This window comes from Pseudomonas sp. TZ252 (genome assembly GCF_056110345.1).
This window is the reverse complement of the sequence record NZ_CM148566.1, coordinates 2,920,439-2,938,130: the sequence shown is the minus strand read 5'-3', so window position 1 is coordinate 2,938,130 and position 17,692 is coordinate 2,920,439. Positions and strand designations below refer to the sequence as shown.

The following is a 17,692-nucleotide window of genomic DNA, read 5'->3' as shown; positions in this document are numbered from 1 at the left end:
CCATTCATGTGCCTGAGTACCCCTTACGGGTAAAGGCCAGGACCCGCTCGTCGGCGACCGGCTCGAGCTCCGGATGGCTCCAGTCGACCACTTCGCCGACCCCGATCACCAGCAAGCCTCCCGGCGCCAGCCGTTCGGCCAACCGGTTGAGGATCTCGCGCCGTCGCCAGCGACGGAAGTAGATCAGCAGGTTCTGACAAAAAATCACGTCCATGCCGGACCAGGGCGCCTTCGCCAGGTCCAGCATATTCAGCCGGGCGCAGCAGACGCGCTCGGTCAGTATCGTTTTCACGCTGAAGCTGCCGTCGGCCTGGCGTTCGCAATAGCGTTCGACCAGCCCGGCCTCCAGTTGCTCCAGCTTGCGGGCCGGATAGTTCGCCTGCCGCGCCCGCTGCAGGGCGTGAAGGCTGATATCCGTCCCGGTGACGCCGAAAAAATCTTCCCGTTCCTGCCCGCGCAACACCTGCGCGGCGCACATCGCCAGCGAGTAGGGTTCCTCGCCGCTGGAGCAGCCGACGCTCCACAGGGCCCAGGGCCGCGGCATGCCTTCGCGGCGCAGGCGCTCGCCCAGGTAGCGCTCGAGCAGCTCGAAAGACGGGGGATGACGGAAGAAACGGGTTTCCTGGACGGTCAGGCGGTCCAGCAGGGTCGCCCACTCCACTGCGCCACGCGGACCGTCGGTCACCTGGCGGTAGTAGCTGTGGTAGTCGCCGATGCCCAGTTCACGCATGCGCGCGGTCAGGCTGGCCTGCAGGAACGTCCGGCGTTGCTCGTTGAGCACCACGCCGGTGCGGTTCTCCAACAGGACCTGCCAGTCGCGGAACTCCGCTGCCGACATATCGGCCAGCGGCTGCAGTGACCAGACGCCGTTCGCCTGCATGCCGTGCCCCTCGTCCAAGGTGTCGACGCGGCGCCCGCCAGGCGGCCGCCGCGCCTATGCTCAGGCCTGCTCCACGCCCTCCGGCAGTTTGAAGCCGGATACCGAGTTGCGCATCTCGCTCGCCATCTTCGCCAGGTTGCCGATGCTCCGTGCGGTGGCGGTGGTACCGGCGGAGGTCTGCGAGGTGATCTCCTGAATGACGTTCATGGTGTTGGAAATGTGGCCGGCCGACGATGCCTGCTGACGGGCGGCGTTGGAGATGTTCTGGATCAGCGCCGCGAGGGTCTTGGATACCTTCTCGATCTCCTCCAGGGCCACACCGGCGTCCTGGGCCAGGCGCGCGCCGCGGACCACCTCGGAGGTGGTCTGCTCCATCGAGATCACCGCTTCGTTGGTGTCGGTCTGGATGGTCTTCACCAGCGCCTCGATCTGCTTGGTCGCCGCCGAGGAACGTTCCGCCAGTCGCTGTACCTCGTCCGCTACCACGGCGAAGCCGCGGCCCGCGTCCCCGGCCATCGACGCCTGGATCGCGGCGTTCAGGGCGAGGATGTTGGTCTGGTCGGCGATGTCGTTGATCAGGCTGACGATGTCGCCGATCTCCTGGGACGATTCGCCGAGGCGCTTGATTCGCTTCGAGGTGTCCTGGATCTGCTCGCGGATGTTGTCCATGCCGGTGATGGTGTTGTGCACTACCTCGTTGCCCTTGTTGGCAATGGCTACCGAACGTTCCGCTACCGCCGAGGATTCCGAGGCGTTCGCCGATACCTGGTCGATCGACACCGCCATTTCGTTGATCGCCGCCGAGGCGCCGGCGATTTCCTGCGCCTGGTGCTCGGAGGCTTCGGCCAGGTGCATCGCGGTGGACTGGGTCTCCTGGGCCGCTGCGGCCACCTGCACGGCGGTCTGGTTGATGGTCTCCACCAGTTCGCGGAGCTGGTCGATGGAGTAGTTGATCGAGTCGGCGATGGCGCCGGTGAAGTCCTCGGTCACGGTCGCGGCCACGGTCAGGTCGCCGTCCGCGAGGTCGGCGATCTCGTCGAGCAGACGCAGGATCGCGGCCTGGTTGCGGTCGTTCTTCTCGGCGGTCTCGGCCAGCCGGCGGTTGGTCTCGCGCACCATCACCAGGCCGATCAGGATGATCGAGGCCAGGGCCAGGGCGCCGAGGGCGTAACCGGCGAACAGGTTGATGCTGCGCCCGCCGGCCAGGTTCTCGAAGCCGTCGGCCAGTTGCGAGGCCTTGTCCAGCAGGGTCTGCGAAACGCTGAAGATGTTGTTCGCCGCTTCCCGGACCTGGAACAGGTCGGGCGAGGTCTCGAGGATCTCGTCCACCGAACCGGAGACGAACTCGAAGAGTTCGGCGATCTCGTTCAGGCGATCCACCGCCTCGGCGTTGGTCACCTTGGAGATGCTCATCGCCGCGTTGCCTTCCTGCATGCCCTTCAGTACGCGGCCGAACAGGCTGGCGTCGCGGCCGAAGCTGTCGGCGGCCTGCACCGAGTTCTCGTCGCCGGCCAGCACCTTGTTCACCGAGCCGAGGATACGTTCGGCGAGCAGCGACTGGCGCTGGGCGACCGCGACCTGGTCGGCCGGGGCACCGTTCTCCAGCAGGATGTCGACCACCTCTTCGTATTCCACCTGCAGCTGCGGGATGGTTTCGGCGAGGGTCGAGGCCACCTGGTGCAGGGACAGTACGGTCTGTTCGCTGGCGAGGATGGAGTCGGCGTTCTTGCGCAGGCCGTCCCAGTCCTGCTGCACCACGTCCATCTGCGGCTTCACCGCTTCGGGGCTGGGCGGCAGGGATGTGCTCTCGTCGCCGTTGACCAGGATGTTCCAGCGTTTCTCGAAGTCGTTGCGCGCATCCTTCAGGAGCTTGAACGCCTCGCCCTTGCCCGCCGCCGCTTCGGTGGCGTTCTTCGCGATCCGCTGCGACAGGACGCGCAGTTCGCCGGCATGGCCGATGTACTGCTTGTCATGGTTCGACTGGGTGTTGAGGTAGGCAAAGTTGGCGAACAGCAACACGATCGAGACGATGAGGACGATGAACAGCCCCGCGATCACCGAGCTGCTGCGCATGCCCGCGAAAAGATTGCCTGCGTTGATTTTCTTCATATTTGGCCCCCGCCCGGACCGACCACGATTACGATTTCCATGTCACGACACGGGCCGGCAGACCGGCCCAACCGGTGAAGCTGTTTATACGGCGACGTCGAGGAAGCCCTGGTGTTGCGCCAGCGCATGCGGGCTGAACACCAGCCACGGCTGCTCTCGATGGAAGACGCCATGAATGAAGGGTTGCAGTGCCGCTTCTAGTGGCGGCAGCTGTTCGCTGAAGGTGTCCACCGGGAAGTGCTGCATGCCGAACACCTCATCGACGATGAGGCCGGCGAACACGTCCAGGTGCTCCACCACCAGCACCCGCCGCTGCTTGCGCAAGGGCGACAGTTCGGTGCCGAGGAAACCGCAGAGGTCCATGATCGGCAGCAGGCGGCCACGTACGTTGGCCACCCCCTTGACCCAGGTCTTCACGCCCGGCAGCTGGGTGTAGCGCGGTTCGTGCAGGACTTCGCCGACCTCCCCCATGGGGGCGACGAAGAACCGCCCGCCCATGCGGAAGCCGATCCCGCTCCAGCTCTGCACCGCCTCCTGCTGGGCCGGCAGGCCGGCGGCCAGGCGTCGGCAGCGCTGATCGATGTCGACGAGGAGCTGGAAGGGGGTCTGAACGTCCGACATGCGGGGCCTGGTCTTTCCGGGGTCAGGGTGAGCGATGCGCTGCGACGGGCTCAGCCCGCCAGCACCGCATTGATGGTTTTCAGCAGGGTCTCTTCGTCCACCGGCTTGGTCAGGTAGTCGCGAGCGCCCTGGCGCTTGCCCCAGACCTTGTCGGTCTCCTGGTCCTTGGTGGTGACGATGATCACCGGGATGGCGCTGGTCTCGGCGTCCTTGGTCAATTGACGGGTCGCCTGGAAGCCGTTGAGGCCGGGCATGACGATGTCCATCAGGACCACGTCGGGCTTTTCCTGGCGGGCCAGGGCGACGCCGTCGCCGCCGTTCTCGGCCTTGAGTACCTGGTGACCATGCTTTTCCAGCATGGCGGTCAGCTTGTACATCTCGGTCGGAGAGTCATCAACAATCAAAATACGAGCCATGGGATCCCCATCACGAAATAAGCATCAACGGCCATGCGGCCGGATATCAGGAAACGGCGTCCACCGGGGTGAAGCTGGGTACGTGTGCCTTGATCGCGCCCAGCAGCTCTTCCTTGCTGAACGGCTTGGTGAGGTACTGGTCGGAGCCGACGATGCGCCCCTTGGCCTTGTCGAACAGGCCGTCCTTGGAGGACAGCATGATCACCGGGGTGGACTTGAACGCGCTGTTGTTCTTGATCAGGGCGCAGGTCTGATAGCCATCCAGGCGCGGCATCATGATGTCGACGAAAATGATGTTCGGATGGGTATCGGCGATCTTCGCCAGGGCATCGAAGCCGTCGATTGCCGTGATCACGTCGCAACCGACCTTTTTCAGCAGTGTTTCGGCGGTGCGACGAATCGTTTTCGAATCGTCGATCACCATCACTTTCAAACCGTCGGATTGCTGTTCCATGTTCGCCCTATATCGACTCGGTGAATCATTCTTCTGTGTTTTCTTCAGTGCGCTAACGCCCTGTCACCGACGGGCTGCGACCCAATCGCGGGCCTTTTTAGCACACTCGACGCAACTCTATCCATAATGCCCGGAACAGGCCGGCTTTTTCCTTGACCAAGCGCAAACGGGGCGCCAACCTGAGCGTCAAACCCGCTTGCCACGCGGCCTCCCCGCCGCGACCGGACAACCCACCCCCTTTCGGAGGAATTCCCATGAGCGTACGCCTCGGGATCGTCATGGACCCCATCGCGCGCATCAACTTCAAGAAGGACAGCTCGCTCGCCATGCTGCTGGCTGCCCAGGCCCGCGGCTGGTCGCTGTTCTACATGGAACAGCAGGACCTCTACCAGAAGGCCGGCGTCGCGCGTGGACGCATGCGCCCGCTGAAGGTCTTCAACGATGCCTCCCGCTGGTTCGAACTGGAAGCGGAAAGCGACCAACCGCTGCACGAACTGGACGTGATCCTGATGCGCAAGGACCCGCCCTTCGATAACGAATTCGTCTATTCGACCTACCTGCTGGAACAGGCCGAGCGTGCCGGCGCCCTGGTGGTGAACCGGCCGCAGAGCCTGCGCGACTGCAACGAGAAGTTCTTCGCCACGCAGTTCACCCAGTGCACTCCGCCGACGATGGTCAGCCGGCGATCCGATATTCTGCGCGAGTTTGCCGCCGAGCATCGTGACATCATTCTCAAACCCCTGGACGGAATGGGCGGTTCGTCGATATTTCGTCACCGCGAAGGCGACCCGAACCTCTCGGTGATCCTCGAGACCCTCACCCAGCATGGCAGCCAGCAGGTCATGGCACAGCGCTATCTGCCGGAAATCAAGGACGGCGACAAGCGCATCCTGATGATCGACGGCGAACCGGTGCCCTACTGCCTGGCGCGCATCCCCGCCCAGGGCGAGACTCGCGGCAACCTCGCCGCCGGCGGCCGCGGCGTGGCCCAGCCGCTGAGCGAGCGCGACCGCTGGATCGCCGCCGAGGTCGGCCCGCACCTGCGCGAGCGCGGCCTGCTGTTCGTCGGCCTCGACGTGATCGGCGATTATCTGACGGAAATCAACGTCACCAGCCCGACCTGCATCCGCGAGATCGACCAGGCCTTCGACACCCGCATCGGCGACAAGCTGATGGACGCCATCGCCGCCCAGCTGGCTGCCCGCTGAATCGCGCGGGCGGGCCTCGGTCCGCCCGCCTCGGCCCGCCCGATGCGCCACGGCGAGCGACCGCGTGTCCAAGGCGCGGAGTGCGTCATAGACTTTTCCGCCCCCCATCGGCAGACTTCGCCCCACGCCAGCCACCACGATCCGCAATGAACGCCGCCGTCCTCAAGTCCCCCTCCGCCGCTGCCGGCGTCCGCCCGGCGGACCGTTTGGGCTTCACCCTGTTCATCGCAGCCATCCTGCACGTCGCCCTCATCCTCGGGGTGGGCTTCTCCATGCCCGCGCCGAGCCAGATCAGCAAGACCCTGGAAATCACCCTGGCCACCTTCAAGAGCGACAAGGCGCCGGAGAAGGCCGACTACCTCGCGCAGATGAACCAGCAGGGCAGCGGAACCCTGGAGCACAAGGCCGCGCCGAAGACCACCGAGGTCGCGCCGTTCCAGGACAACCAGGTGAAGAAAGTCGCGCCGCCGGCTACGCCGAAGCAGGCCAGGAGCGAAGAGGCGCCCAAGGCCGCGGTGACCACCACCCGCCAGCGCCAGCAGAAGGCACCGAGCAAGACCCAGGCACAGAAGGCCGAGCAGGTCGCCAAGCCGGCGCCGCATTTCGACTCAACCCAGCTGTCGGCGGAAATCGCCAGCCTCGAGGCCGACCTGGCCAAGGAGCAGCAGGCCTACGCCAAGCGCCCGCGCATCCACCGCCTGAGCGCCGCCTCGACCATGCGCGACAAGGGCGCCTGGTACAAGGAAGACTGGCGCAAGAAGATCGAACGCATCGGCAACCTCAACTACCCCGACGAGGCCCGCCGGCAGAAGCTCTACGGCAGCCTGCGGCTGCTGGTGTCGATCAACCGCGACGGCACCATCTACGAGGTGCAGGTGCTGGAGTCTTCCGGCGAGCCGATCCTCGACCAGGCCGCCCAGCGCATCGTCCGCCTGGCCGCGCCCTATGCGCCGTTCAGCGGCGACCTGGCCGACATCGACCGGCTGGAGATCATCCGTACCTGGCGCTTCGAACGCGGCGACCGGCTGTCCAGCAAGTAGCGCCGGCAAGGCTGGCTTTCTCGCGTCCGAAGCAGGACACTAGCGGCCATGAAACAGAGCAGCCCAACCTACCTCAAGCATCATTTCCTGATCGCCATGCCGCACATGGCCGACCCCAATTTCGCCCAGACCGTGACCTACCTGGTCGAACACAACGAGCAGGGCGCCATGGGCCTGGTGATCAACCGTCCCAGCGGCCTCAACCTGGCGGAAGTCCTCGAACAGCTCAAGCCGGACGCCCTGCCGCCGGCGCGCTGCCAGCACATCGACATCTACAACGGCGGCCCGGTGCAGACCGACCGTGGCTTCGTCCTCCACCCCAGCGGCCTGAGCTACCAGTCGACCCTGGAACTGGGCGAGCTGGCGATGTCCACCTCGCAGGACGTGCTGTTCGCCATCGCCGCCGGCACCGGCCCGGAAAAGAGCCTGATCAGCCTTGGCTATGCCGGCTGGGAAGCCGGCCAGCTGGAGGCCGAACTGAGCGACAACGCCTGGCTGACCTGCCCGGCGGACCCGGCGATCCTCTTCGACCTGCCGCCCGAGGAGCGCCTCAGCGCCGCCGCCGCGCGCCTGGGCGTCAACCTCAGCCTGCTCACCGCCCAGGCCGGTCACGCCTGATGGCCAGCGACAAGCCGCTGCGCCTGCTGCTGGGCTTCGACTACGGCACCCGGCAGATCGGCGTCGCCGTCGGCCAGGCGGTGACCGGCCAGGCCCGCGAGCTGTGCGTATTGAAGGCGCAGAACGGCGTGCCGGACTGGAACCGGGTGGAAGCGCTGATCAAGGAATGGCAGCCGGACGCCATCGTCGTCGGCCTGCCGCTGAACATGGACGGCAGCCCAAGCGAGATGAGCGAGCGCGCGGAAAAGTTCGGCCGCCGCCTCAACGGCCGTTTCAACCTGCCGGTCTTTACCCACGACGAACGCCTCACGACCTACGCCGCCAAGGGCGAGCGCCTGGCCCAGGGCCAGCGCGACGGCTACCGCGAGCGACCGGTGGACGCCCTGGCCGCCGCCCTGCTGCTGGAAGGCTGGCTGGCCGAACACCCGGATTGACCCATGGCAGCCGGCACGCCGCCGTTTGCCATTATGCTTTCGCCACCGCGGGCGCCTCCCTACAGCGGGCTCTCCCGGCGGCCATCCCATCGATGTCAGCGAGGAGCCACCATGAGCCTACCCAATCCCGCCGAACTCCTGCCGCGCATGGCCAGCGACCTGCGCGCCCATCTCGCCGAGCGCGGCATCGAGCGGCCGCGCTTCGTCGGCATCCATACCGGCGGCATCTGGGTCGCCGAGGCGCTGCTGAGGGAACTGGGCAACCAAGAGCCGCTGGGCACCCTCGACGTCTCCTTCTACCGCGACGACTTCACCCAGAACGGCCTGCATCCGCAGGTCCGCCCGTCGGCGCTGCCGTTCGAGATCGACGGCCAGCACCTGGTGCTGGTGGACGACGTGCTGATGAGCGGCCGCACCATCCGCGCCGCACTCAACGAACTGTTCGACTACGGCCGTCCGGCCAGCGTGACCCTGGTCTGCCTGCTCGACCTAAACGCCCGGGAGTTGCCTATCCGCCCCGACGTGGTCGGCCAGACCCTGTCCCTGGGTCGCGATGAACGGGTAAAATTGGTCGGTCCCGCACCGCTCGCCCTCGAGCGCAAGGTCCTTTCCTCCGCTTCCTGATCCTCTTCACTAGGGCCTGCCCCATGCCGACAGACGCCAAGCGCCCGCTGCAGCTCAACGACCAGGGCCAGCTGCGCCACTTCATCTCGCTCGACGGATTGCCCCGCGAGCTGCTCACCGAAATCCTCGATACCGCCGATTCCTTCCTGGAGGTCGGCGCCCGCGCGGTGAAAAAGGTCCCGCTGCTGCGCGGCAAGACCGTCTGCAACGTGTTCTTCGAGAACTCCACGCGCACCCGCACCACCTTCGAGCTGGCCGCCCAGCGGCTGTCGGCCGACGTGATCAGCCTGAACGTATCCACCTCTTCCACCAGCAAGGGCGAGACGCTCACCGACACCCTGCGCAACCTGGAGGCGATGGCCGCCGACATGTTCGTGGTGCGCCACAGCGACTCGGGCGCGGCGCACTTCATCGCCGAGCACGTCAGCCCCAACGTGGCGGTGATCAACGGCGGCGACGGACGCCACGCGCACCCCACCCAGGGGATGCTCGACATGCTGACCATCCGCCGACACAAAGGGAACTTCGAGCAGCTATCGGTGGCGATCGTCGGCGATATCCTGCATTCGCGAGTAGCCCGTTCGAACATGCTGGCGCTCAAGACCCTGGGTTGCCCGGACATCCGCGTGATCGCCCCGCGCACCCTCTTGCCGATCGGCCTGGAAGAGCAGTACGGCGTGCGCGTGTTCACCAACGCCGACGAAGGCCTGAAGGACGTCGACGTGGTGATCATGCTGCGCCTGCAACGCGAGCGCATGCAGGGTGGCCTGCTACCCAGCGAGGGCGAGTTCTTCAAGCTCTACGGCCTGACCGAGAAGCGCCTGAAGCTGGCCAAGCCGGATGCCATCGTCATGCACCCTGGCCCGATCAACCGTGGCGTGGAGATCGAGTCGGCGGTGGCCGACGGGGCCCAGTCGGTGATCCTCAACCAGGTCACCTACGGCATCGCCATCCGCATGGCGGTGCTGTCCATGGCCATGAGCGGCCAGAACACCCAACGCCAGCTGGAACAGGAGGACGCCGAATGACCATCAGTATCCGAGGCGCCCGTGTCATCGACCCGGCCAGTGGCCTGGACCAGGTCGGCGACCTCCACATCGAGGCTGGCAAGATCGTCGCCATCGGCGCCGCGCCGGCCGGCTTCAGCGCCCAGAAGACCCTCGACGGCGCCGGCCTGGTGGCCGCGCCGGGACTGGTCGATCTGAGCGTCGCCCTGCGCGAGCCGGGCTATGGACGCAAGGGCAACGTCGAAAGCGAGACCCGCGCCGCCGCGGCCGGCGGCACCACCAGCCTGTGCTGCCCGCCCTACACCCGGCCGGTGCTGGACACCCCGGCGGTGGCCGAGCTGATCCTCGACCGCGCCCGCGAGGCCGGCAACGCCAAGGTCTACCCCATCGGCGCGCTGACCCGCGGCTTCGGCGGCGAGCAACTGTCGGAACTGGTGGCCCTGCGCGACACCGGTTGCGTGGCCTTCACCAATGGCCTGCATGGCTTCGCCAGCAACCGCATCCTGCGGCGCGCCCTGGAGTACGCGGCGACCTTCGACCTGACGGTGATCTTCACCTCGCAGGACACCGATCTCGCCGAAGGCGGCCTCGCCCACGAAGGCCCGACCGCCAGCTTCCTCGGCCTCGCGGGGATCCCGGAGACCGCCGAGACCGTGGCCCTGGCCCGCAACCTGCTGCTGGTGGAACAGAGCGGCGTGCGCGCGCACTTCAGCCAGTTGACCAGCGCCCGCGGCATCGAACTCGTCGCCCAGGCCCAGGCCCGTGGCCTGCCGGTGACCTGCGACGTGGCGCTGTACCAGTTGATCCTCACCGACGAAGCGCTGGTGGGCTTCTCCAGCCTCTACCACGTGCAACCGCCGCTGCGCACCAGGGCCGACCGCGAAGCCCTGCGCGAGGCGGTGAAGAACGGCGTGGTACAAGCCATCGCCAGCCACCACCAACCCCACGAGGCGGACGCCAAGAACGCGCCGTTCGCCGCCACCGAGCCGGGCATCAGCGGCGCCGAGCTGCTGCTGCCGCTGGCGATGACGCTGGTGCAGGACGGCCTGCTCGACCTGCCGACCCTGCTCGCCCGCCTCTCCCACGGCCCGGCCCAGGCACTACGCCTGCCTGCCGGGCGCCTGGCGGTGGGCCAGGCCGCCGACCTGGTGCTGTTCGACCCGCAGGGTTCGACCCTGGCCGGTGAGAGCTGGTACTCGAAGGGGCAGAACAGCCCGTTCGTCGGTCACTGCCTGCCGGGACGAGTGCGCTACACCCTGGTGGACGGACACCTGACCCACGAGGGCTGATCCCTGCCACCACGAAAAAGCCCGCCATCCGGCGGGCTTTTTCATCTTCGCGTTCGCGATTCCGGGGGGCGTATCCGTTGCCGGGGCGGGCGCCCTATCCCAGCCTCTGCCACCAACCCGCCTTAACGGCAGGGCGAATAACGCAGAGCGTTATCCGCCGAGGCATGCTCGCCGGGAACACCCGATGGCCAGCAGCCGCGCCGGTCGGCGCCGCTCCCTGCGGAGCCTCAGATCTTCGCCAGCGCCTGCGCCAGGTCGGCCTGCAGGTCCTCCAGCGCCTCGACGCCCACCGACAGGCGGATCAGCGAGTCACCAATGCCCAGGTCGGCGCGGGTTTCCGCCGGGATGCTGGCGTGGGTCATGATCGCCGGATGCTCGATCAGGCTTTCCACCCCGCCCAGGCTCTCCGCCAGGGAGAAGATCCGCACGTTCTCCAGGAAGCGCCGGGCGCCGGCCAGGTCGCAACGCAGGTCGAGGGAGATCATCCCGCCGAAGCCACGCATCTGCCGTTTCGCCAGCTCATGCTGCGGGTGCGAAGCCAGGCCGGGGTAGTAGACCCGCGCCACCTGCGGCTGGCGCTCCAGCCACTGGGCCAGGGCCAGGGCGTTGCTGCAATGGCGCTCCATGCGCAGCGCCAGGGTCTTCACCCCGCGCAGGGTGAGGAAGGCGTCGAACGGCCCGGAGATGGCGCCCACCGAGTTCTGCAGGAAGCCCAGGCGCTCGCGCAGGTCCGGGTTGTCGCCGACGATGGCGATGCCGCCGATCACGTCGGAATGGCCGTTCAGGTACTTGGTGGTGGAGTGCACCACCACGTCGAAGCCCAGTTCCAGGGGGCGCTGGATGTAGGGGCTGGCGAAGGTGTTGTCGGCCACGCTGATGATGCCGCGGGCGCGGCAGAGCTGGGCGATGGCGCGCAGGTCGGTGAGGCGCAGCAGCGGGTTGCTCGGGGTTTCCACCCAGACCATGCGGGTTTCCGGGGTCAGCGCGGCCTCGAAGGCCTGCAGGTCGGTCGGGTCGACGAAGCTGAAGCGATGCCCGGCGCTGCGCCGGCGGACCCGCTCGAACAGGCGGAAGGTACCGCCGTAGAGGTCATTGCCGGAAACGATGTGGGAACCGGCGTCGAGCAGCTCCAGCACCGAGGAGATCGCCGCCAGGCCGGAGGCGAAGGCGAAGGCCTGGGCGCCGCCCTCGAGGTCGGCCACGCAGCGCTCCAGGGCCCAGCGGGTCGGGTTGTGCGAGCGGCCGTAGTCGAGCCCCTTGTGTACCCCGGGGCTTTCCTGGATATAGGTGGAGTTGGCGTAGATCGGCGGCATGATCGCGCCGGTCGAGGGATCGGGGGCCTGCCCGGCGTGGATGACCCGGGTCGCAAAGGCCTGGGCCGGGGCGTCGGGATGCTGGTCGTGCTGGCTCATGCGAGCTTTCTCCGCAAATGGTTCAACAGGTCGAAACGGGTGATCAGGCCGTGGAAGCCGCTGGCATCGGCAACGATCGCCACCAGGCCGCGGTCCAGGACCGCCTGCAACTGGGCCAGGCTGGCGCCGGGCGCGAGGGTCTCCGGCGCGGCGTTCATCGCGCTGCTTACCGCATCGCGGAAGCGTGGCGCGTCGGCGTGGACACCGAGCAGGATATCCGACTCGTCGATCACACCGACCAGTTTTCCATCGTCCAGCACCGGCAATTGCGAAACGTCGGCCAGGCGCATGCGCTGGAAGGCGGTGAGCAGGGTGTCGTCCGGACCGACGCTGATCACCCGGCCCTCCTCGAAGCGCCGCGCGATGATGTCGCGCAGGTCGCCGTAGTGCTTGCGTTGCAGCAGGCCCTGGTCGGTCATCCACTGGTCGTTGTAGATCTTCGACAGGTAGCGGGTGCCGGTGTCGCAGACGAAGCTGACCACCCGCTTCGGCTCCTTCTGCTCGCGACAGAAGCGCAGCGCCGCGGCCAGCAGGGTGCCGGTGGAGGAGCCGCCGGGAATGCCCTCGACGCGCAACAGTTCGCGGGCCATGGCGAAGCTTTCCTCGTCGCTGATGGAATAGGCATGGCGCACGCTGGAGAGGTCGGCGATGGCCGGTACGAAGTCCTCGCCGATGCCCTCCACCGCCCAGGAACCCGGCGTACCCAGGGTGCCGGAGCGGGAGTACTCGGCCATGATCGAGCCCTCGGGATCGGCGAGCACCATCTCCAGCTCCGGCTGGACCTTCTGGAAGAACCGGGTAAGGCCGGTCAGGGTACCGGAGGAGCCGACGCCGACGACGATGGCATCGAGATCGTGGCCGGTCTGCGCCCAGAGCTCCGGGCCGGTGCCGCACTCGTGGGCCAGCGGGTTGGCCGGGTTGTTGAACTGGTCGGCGAAGAAGGCGCCGGGAATATCCTGCGCCAGGCGCGCGGCAACGTCCTGGTAGTACTCCGGATGGCCCTTGCCGACGTCCGAGCGGGTGATGTGCACCTCGGCGCCCATGGCGCGCAGGTGCAGGACCTTCTCGGTGGACATCTTGTCCGGCACCACCAGCACCACCCGGTAGCCCTTGGCGCGGCCGACCAGGGCCAGGCCAAGACCGGTGTTGCCGGCGGTGGCCTCGACGATGGTGCCACCGGGCCGCAGGCGGCCGTCACGCTCGGCGGCCTCGATCATGGCGACACCGATGCGATCCTTGATGGAGCCGCCGGGGTTCTGCGATTCGAGCTTGAGGTACAGGGTGCAGGGGCCGGTATCGAAGCGCGTCACGCGAACCAGCGGGGTGTTGCCGATCAGGTCGAGCACGGCGGGACGTGAGTCGGAAGTCATCTTTTCTCCTTTCGGTGTTTCCGCACGGAGCGATACGGTGCGCGGCCTCGTGAGCCATTGCACCTATCCGTTCTGGGGCTTGCAGACCATAGGGGCTGGCGCGCGCGGGCGCCAATAACCTACAGGTAGAACGTTAGAACCTTTGGTTCCTTAAGTCCCGCCGGAGGAATTCCCTGCCGACCGTGGCGACACCCATGAAAAAGCCCGCCGGATGGCGGGCTTCTCGCACCTGGCGACGAGCATCAGATGCGCTGCGGCCCGTTGCGCTCGGACACCTGTCCGTTGAGGGTCCAGAAGTCGTAGAGCACGCCGAGGAAGAACAGGCCGCCGGTGAACAGGTAGATGATCCCGGTGATCCACTTGCCCATGTACATCCTGTGCACGCCGAGCACGCCGAGGAAGGTCAGCAGGATCCAGGCCACGTTGTAGTCCAGGTTGCCGCCCTGGAAGCGCCGGTCGGCCTCGCGGTCCATCGACGGGATGAGGAACAGGTCGATGATCCAGCCGATGAAGAACAGGCCGAAGGTGAAGAACCAGATCGTCCCGGTGATCGGCTTGCCGTAATAGAAGCGGTGCGAACCGGTGAAACCGAAGATCCACAGCAGGTAGCCGATGGCCTTGCTATGGGTGTCGTGCTGTTGAGTCATGCGTCCCCCTCGTTCCGTGCGCGGCTGCGGCCGCGCCTGAGCCGCAGGTTAGCGGAGCGGCGGACGCCGCGCCAGAGCGGCCCGGCGCATGACAGTTTTGCAATTGCCTATCCTGTAGGCTGGTGCTGCCGCCACCGCCCCACAGGAGCCGCCATGAGCGCCGGACACGAGCACAGCTTCGCCCAGACCAACTCGACCCGCCTGAAATGGGCGTTGCTGCTGACCGGAAGCTTCCTCGTCGCCGAGGTCGTCGGCGGCATCCTCACCGGCAGCCTGGCGCTGATCTCCGATGCCGCGCACATGCTCACCGACGCCGTGGCCCTGGCCATCGCCCTGGCCGCGATCAACATCGCCAGGCGCCCGACCAACGATCGCCTGACCTACGGCTACCACCGCTTCGAGATCCTCGCCGCGGCGTTCAACGCCTTCCTCCTGTTCGGCGTGGCCTTCTATATCCTCTACGCGGCCTACGAGCGGCTCAACCAGCCGGCGGAGATCCAGTCCGTGGGCATGCTGGTGATCGCCGTGCTCGGCCTGCTGGTGAACCTGGCCAGCATGCGCCTGCTGGCGCCGGCCCAGGGCAACAGCCTGAACGTCAAGGGCGCCTACCTGGAGGTCTGGAGCGACATGCTCGGCTCGCTGGGGGTGATCGTCGCCGCGATCGTGATCCGTTTCACCGGCTGGGCCTGGGTCGACTCGCTGGTGGCGGTGCTGATCGGTTTCTGGGTCCTGCCGCGCACCTGGATCCTGCTGCGCGAGAGCCTGCATGTGTTGCTCGAAGGGGTGCCGAAGGAAATCCAGTTGGCCGAGCTGCGCGAAGCGCTACTGGGGATTCCCGGCGTGACCGGGCTGCACGACCTGCATGTGTGGTCGATCACCAGCGGCAAGATCAGCCTGACCAGCCATCTGGTGTACGACCCGGCCCTGGTCGATGCCGAGGCGCTGCTGGGAACGGTGAAGGCGCTGCTGCACGACCGCTACGAGATCGAACACAGCACCCTGCAACTGGAAACCTCGGCCTGCGCCCAGGCCGAGGAGCCGCTGGCCTACTGAAGACGGTTCAGCGGAAGCGCCGGCCGGCAGGGTCGTCGTCGGTGATTTCCAGGCTCAGGCCCTGGGTCAGGCTCGACAGGTGGTCGGCGTCGCTTTCCGAACCGAGCTTGATCATCAGGCGCAGGTCGTTGGCCGAGTCGGCGTGGGCCAGGGCGTCCTCGTAGGTGATCTCGCCCTGGGTGTAGAGCTGGTACAGCGCCTGGTCGAAGGTCTGCATGCCCTGCTCGGTGGAGCGCTTCATCAGCGGCTTCAGCTCGTGCACCTCGCCCTTGCGGATCAGGTCGGCGGCCAGCGGGGTGTTCAGCAGCACCTCGATCACCGCCCGCCGCCCCTTGCCGTCGGGGGTCGGCACCAGTTGCTGGGCGACGATGGCCTTGAGGTTCAGCGACAGGTCCATCCACACCTGGCCATGACGGTCGGCCGGGAAGAAGTGGATGATCCGCTCCAGCGCCTGGTTGGCGTTGTTCGCGTGCAGGGTCGCCAGGCACAGGTGGCCGGTCTCGGCGAAGGCCACGGCGTGGTCCATGGTCTCCCGCGAGCGCACCTCGCCGATCATGATCACGTCCGGCGCCTGGCGCAGGGTGTTCTTCAGCGCCACCTCGAAGGAGTCGGTGTCCAGCCCCACCTCGCGCTGGGTGACGATGCAGCCCTGGTGCTGGTGGATGTACTCGATCGGGTCCTCGATGGAGATGATGTGCCCGGTGGAGTTCTTGTTGCGGTAGCCGATCATCGCCGCCAGCGAGGTGGACTTGCCGGTGCCGGTGGCGCCGACGAAGATCACCAGGCCGCGCTTGGTCAGCGCCAGCTTCTTGAGGATTTCCGGGAGCTTCAGCTCTTCCAGGGTCGGGATGTTGGTCTCGATCCGGCGCAATACCATGCCCACCAGGTTGCGCTGGTAGAAGGCACTGACCCGGAAGCGGCCGATGCCGCGGGCGCTGATGGCGAAGTTGCACTCATGGTTCTCGGCGAAATCGCGGCGCTGCTGCTCGTTCATCACGCCTAGCACGGTCTCGCGGGTCTGCTCCGGCGACAGCGGCGTCTTGGTCACCGGCATCACCCGGCCGTTGACCTTCATCGACGGCGGTACGCCGGCGGTGATGAACAGGTCGGAGCCGCCCTTTTCCACCATCAGGCGCAGCAGCTTTTCGAATTCCATGATGTTCTCGCTCACTCAGGGGCGCGCCGCGACGGCGAGCCGGATGCGGGCGAGCGGGCGCTGGACGCGCTCGCCGGCAAGGATAGGTAGGAATGCGCCTACGGTACCGCTCTCCCGCTCTTGAATCCTAGACGCAGTTCCGGGATTCGGGCGAAGCGCGGCGGATCGGCGCCAGGATCAGAAGTTTTCCGGGATCTTCGCCTTCTCGCGGGCGTTCTCGCGGCTGATCAGGCCCTTGGCGACCAGGCCCTTGAGGCACATGTCGAGGGTCTGCATGCCCAGCGAGCCGCCGGTCTGGATCGCCGAATACATCTGCGCGACCTTGTCCTCGCGGATCAGGTTGCGGATCGCCGGGGTGCCGATCATGATCTCGTGGGCCGCCACCCGGCCGCCGCCGATCTTCTTGATCAGGGTCTGCGAGATCACCGATTGCAGCGACTCGGAGAGCATCGAGCGAACCATGGCCTTTTCCTCGGCCGGGAACACGTCGACCACCCGGTCGATGGTCTTCGCCGCCGAGGTGGTGTGCAGGGTGCCGAATACCAGGTGGCCGGTCTCCGCCGCGGTCAGGGCCAGGCGGATGGTTTCCAGGTCGCGCATCTCGCCGACCAGGATGATGTCCGGGTCCTCCCGCAGCGCCGAGCGCAGCGCTTCGCTGAAGCCGAGGGTGTCGCGATGCACCTCGCGCTGGTTGACCAGGCACTTCTTCGATTCGTGGACGAATTCGATCGGGTCCTCGATGGTGAGGATGTGGTGGTACTTGGTGTTGTTCAGGTAATCGAGCATCGCCGCCAGGGTGGTGGACTTGCCCGAACCGGTCGGCCCGGTGACCAGTACCAACCCGCGCGGGACGTCTGAAACACGTTTGAACACTTCTCCCATGCCAAGCTCCTCCATGGTCAGTACCTTGGAGGGAATGGTCCGGAATACCGCGCCGGCGCCACGGTTCTGGTTGAAGGCGTTGACCCGGAAACGCGCGACGCCCGGCACCTCGAAGGAGAAGTCGGTCTCGAGGAATTCCTCGAAGTCCTTGCGCTGCTTGTCGTTCATGATGTCGTAGATCAGCGCATGCACCTGCTTGTGTTCCAGCGGTGGCAGGTTGATCCGGCGTACATCGCCATCCACCCGGATCATGGGTGGCAGGCCGGCGGAGAGGTGCAGGTCCGAAGCGCCCTGTTTGGCACTGAAGGCGAGCAGCTCGGTAATATCCATGGGACTCCCCAATTACAAGCAAGCAGGTAGAATGCCGCCAAAGCCGCCGTCTCGGACAAGGAAAACACCGGATGAGCCAGGGTGCTTCCAGGACACGCGTGGTGTCCTGCGCCAGACGCGGAACCTCGACACTGGAACAGGA

At 66.6% G+C, this 17,692-nt stretch carries 18 protein-coding genes; 8 read left to right on the top strand and 10 right to left on the bottom strand.

Annotated elements, in window-relative coordinates; genetic code table 11:
- Positions 1–4: 4 nt before the first annotated feature.
- From pilK to pilG, 5 genes are all read right to left on the bottom strand, one after another.
- Positions 5–880, bottom strand: coding sequence for a type 4 fimbrial methyltransferase PilK (gene pilK / locus ACYAF3_RS13545; protein WP_128669575.1), 876 nt, complete (start codon positions 878–880; stop codon positions 5–7).
- 60 nt (positions 881–940) lie between these two features.
- Positions 941–2,989 carry a chemotaxis chemoreceptor PilJ gene (pilJ, locus tag ACYAF3_RS13540; protein ID WP_003100940.1) on the bottom strand — a complete coding sequence of 683 codons (2,049 nt, stop codon included), beginning with the start codon at positions 2,987–2,989 and terminating at the stop codon, positions 941–943.
- 84 nt (positions 2,990–3,073) lie between these two features.
- Positions 3,074–3,610: a chemotaxis protein CheW gene (locus tag ACYAF3_RS13535; protein WP_003084590.1), complete on the bottom strand. Its 537-nt coding sequence runs from the start codon at positions 3,608–3,610 to the stop codon at positions 3,074–3,076.
- Between the two features lie 50 nt (positions 3,611–3,660).
- Entirely contained in the window at positions 3,661–4,026 is a 366-nt protein-coding gene (pilH, locus tag ACYAF3_RS13530; protein WP_003084587.1) for a twitching motility response regulator PilH, read from the bottom strand.
- A 46-nt stretch (positions 4,027–4,072) separates the two neighbouring features.
- A complete protein-coding gene (pilG, locus tag ACYAF3_RS13525) occupies positions 4,073–4,480 on the bottom strand; it encodes a twitching motility response regulator PilG (protein ID WP_003084583.1) in 408 nt (135 codons plus the stop codon).
- 254 nt (positions 4,481–4,734) lie between these two features.
- Here pilG and gshB point away from each other — a divergent pair, with 254 nt between their 5' ends.
- From gshB to ACYAF3_RS13490, 7 genes are all read left to right on the top strand, one after another.
- Positions 4,735–5,688, top strand: coding sequence for a glutathione synthase (gene gshB / locus ACYAF3_RS13520; RefSeq protein WP_105579183.1), 954 nt, complete (start codon positions 4,735–4,737; stop codon positions 5,686–5,688).
- 146 nt (positions 5,689–5,834) lie between these two features.
- Positions 5,835–6,728, top strand: a complete 894-nt coding sequence (locus ACYAF3_RS13515; RefSeq protein WP_003162015.1) for an energy transducer TonB — start codon at positions 5,835–5,837, stop codon at positions 6,726–6,728.
- A gap of 48 nt (positions 6,729–6,776) precedes the next feature.
- Positions 6,777–7,346, top strand: a complete 570-nt coding sequence (locus tag ACYAF3_RS13510; RefSeq protein WP_003100947.1) for a YqgE/AlgH family protein — start codon at positions 6,777–6,779, stop codon at positions 7,344–7,346.
- Positions 7,346–7,780 carry a Holliday junction resolvase RuvX gene (ruvX, locus tag ACYAF3_RS13505; protein ID WP_003084575.1) on the top strand — a complete coding sequence of 145 codons (435 nt, stop codon included), beginning with the start codon at positions 7,346–7,348 and terminating at the stop codon, positions 7,778–7,780. Before ACYAF3_RS13510 ends, ruvX begins: the two co-directional genes overlap by 1 nt.
- A 111-nt stretch (positions 7,781–7,891) precedes the next feature.
- Positions 7,892–8,404 (top strand): bifunctional pyr operon transcriptional regulator/uracil phosphoribosyltransferase PyrR, encoded by a 513-nt coding sequence (pyrR, locus tag ACYAF3_RS13500; RefSeq protein WP_003084574.1) that lies wholly within the window; start codon positions 7,892–7,894, stop codon positions 8,402–8,404.
- Between the two features lie 23 nt (positions 8,405–8,427).
- Positions 8,428–9,432, top strand: a complete 1,005-nt coding sequence (locus ACYAF3_RS13495) for an aspartate carbamoyltransferase catalytic subunit (protein ID WP_003084569.1) — start codon at positions 8,428–8,430, stop codon at positions 9,430–9,432.
- Positions 9,429–10,700, top strand: a complete 1,272-nt coding sequence (locus ACYAF3_RS13490) for a dihydroorotase (RefSeq protein WP_003128956.1) — start codon at positions 9,429–9,431, stop codon at positions 10,698–10,700. The genes ACYAF3_RS13495 and ACYAF3_RS13490 overlap by 4 nt, the downstream gene beginning before the upstream one ends.
- A 227-nt stretch (positions 10,701–10,927) precedes the next feature.
- Here the strand turns inward: ACYAF3_RS13490 and ACYAF3_RS13485 are convergent, their stop codons facing one another.
- The 3 genes from ACYAF3_RS13485 to ACYAF3_RS13475 form a co-directional block, all read right to left on the bottom strand.
- The gene (locus tag ACYAF3_RS13485; RefSeq protein WP_003110017.1) at positions 10,928–12,112 is read right to left on the bottom strand and encodes a cystathionine gamma-synthase; all 1,185 of its coding nucleotides are present in this window, start codon (positions 12,110–12,112) and stop codon (positions 10,928–10,930) included.
- On the bottom strand, positions 12,109–13,482 hold the full coding sequence (locus tag ACYAF3_RS13480; protein ID WP_003100955.1) for a pyridoxal-phosphate dependent enzyme: 1,374 nt from the start codon (positions 13,480–13,482) through the stop codon (positions 12,109–12,111). The genes ACYAF3_RS13485 and ACYAF3_RS13480 overlap by 4 nt, the downstream gene beginning before the upstream one ends.
- Positions 13,483–13,724: 242 nt before the next feature.
- Complete coding sequence (locus ACYAF3_RS13475) at positions 13,725–14,129, bottom strand: NINE protein (RefSeq protein WP_003084560.1); 405 nt, start codon at positions 14,127–14,129, stop codon at positions 13,725–13,727.
- Positions 14,130–14,282: 153 nt separating this feature from the next.
- On the opposite strand from ACYAF3_RS13475, the gene czcD reads away from it, so the two are divergent.
- Positions 14,283–15,182: a CDF family zinc transporter CzcD gene (gene czcD, locus ACYAF3_RS13470; protein ID WP_003100957.1), complete on the top strand. Its 900-nt coding sequence runs from the start codon at positions 14,283–14,285 to the stop codon at positions 15,180–15,182.
- A gap of 7 nt (positions 15,183–15,189) precedes the next feature.
- On the opposite strand, the gene pilU is transcribed toward czcD, so the two are convergent.
- On the bottom strand, positions 15,190–16,338 hold the full coding sequence (gene pilU, locus ACYAF3_RS13465; protein ID WP_003100959.1) for a type IV pilus ATPase PilU: 1,149 nt from the start codon (positions 16,336–16,338) through the stop codon (positions 15,190–15,192).
- 177 nt (positions 16,339–16,515) lie between these two features.
- Positions 16,516–17,550 carry a type IV pilus twitching motility protein PilT gene (gene pilT, locus ACYAF3_RS13460; RefSeq protein WP_003084552.1) on the bottom strand — a complete coding sequence of 345 codons (1,035 nt, stop codon included), beginning with the start codon at positions 17,548–17,550 and terminating at the stop codon, positions 16,516–16,518.
- Positions 17,551–17,692 lie beyond the last annotated feature (142 nt).

Excerpts from the sequence above, each read along its gene's own strand:
- pilK (WP_128669575.1), bottom strand. The coding sequence starts at position 880 with ATGCAGGCGAACGGCGTCTGGTCACTGCAGCCGCTGGCCGATATGTCG.
- pilJ (WP_003100940.1), bottom strand. The coding sequence starts at position 2,989 with ATGAAGAAAATCAACGCAGGCAATCTTTTCGCGGGCATGCGCAGCAGC.
- ACYAF3_RS13535 (WP_003084590.1), bottom strand. The coding sequence starts at position 3,610 with ATGTCGGACGTTCAGACCCCCTTCCAGCTCCTCGTCGACATCGATCAG.
- pilH (WP_003084587.1), bottom strand. The coding sequence starts at position 4,026 with ATGGCTCGTATTTTGATTGTTGATGACTCTCCGACCGAGATGTACAAG.
- pilG (WP_003084583.1), bottom strand. The coding sequence starts at position 4,480 with ATGGAACAGCAATCCGACGGTTTGAAAGTGATGGTGATCGACGATTCG.
- gshB (WP_105579183.1), top strand. The coding sequence starts at position 4,735 with ATGAGCGTACGCCTCGGGATCGTCATGGACCCCATCGCGCGCATCAAC.
- ACYAF3_RS13515 (WP_003162015.1), top strand. The coding sequence starts at position 5,835 with ATGAACGCCGCCGTCCTCAAGTCCCCCTCCGCCGCTGCCGGCGTCCGC.
- ACYAF3_RS13510 (WP_003100947.1), top strand. The coding sequence starts at position 6,777 with ATGAAACAGAGCAGCCCAACCTACCTCAAGCATCATTTCCTGATCGCC.
- ruvX (WP_003084575.1), top strand. The coding sequence starts at position 7,346 with ATGGCCAGCGACAAGCCGCTGCGCCTGCTGCTGGGCTTCGACTACGGC.
- pyrR (WP_003084574.1), top strand. The coding sequence starts at position 7,892 with ATGAGCCTACCCAATCCCGCCGAACTCCTGCCGCGCATGGCCAGCGAC.
- ACYAF3_RS13495 (WP_003084569.1), top strand. The coding sequence starts at position 8,428 with ATGCCGACAGACGCCAAGCGCCCGCTGCAGCTCAACGACCAGGGCCAG.
- ACYAF3_RS13490 (WP_003128956.1), top strand. The coding sequence starts at position 9,429 with ATGACCATCAGTATCCGAGGCGCCCGTGTCATCGACCCGGCCAGTGGC.
- ACYAF3_RS13485 (WP_003110017.1), bottom strand. The coding sequence starts at position 12,112 with ATGAGCCAGCACGACCAGCATCCCGACGCCCCGGCCCAGGCCTTTGCG.
- ACYAF3_RS13480 (WP_003100955.1), bottom strand. The coding sequence starts at position 13,482 with ATGACTTCCGACTCACGTCCCGCCGTGCTCGACCTGATCGGCAACACC.
- ACYAF3_RS13475 (WP_003084560.1), bottom strand. The coding sequence starts at position 14,129 with ATGACTCAACAGCACGACACCCATAGCAAGGCCATCGGCTACCTGCTG.
- czcD (WP_003100957.1), top strand. The coding sequence starts at position 14,283 with ATGAGCGCCGGACACGAGCACAGCTTCGCCCAGACCAACTCGACCCGC.
- pilU (WP_003100959.1), bottom strand. The coding sequence starts at position 16,338 with ATGGAATTCGAAAAGCTGCTGCGCCTGATGGTGGAAAAGGGCGGCTCC.
- pilT (WP_003084552.1), bottom strand. The coding sequence starts at position 17,550 with ATGGATATTACCGAGCTGCTCGCCTTCAGTGCCAAACAGGGCGCTTCG.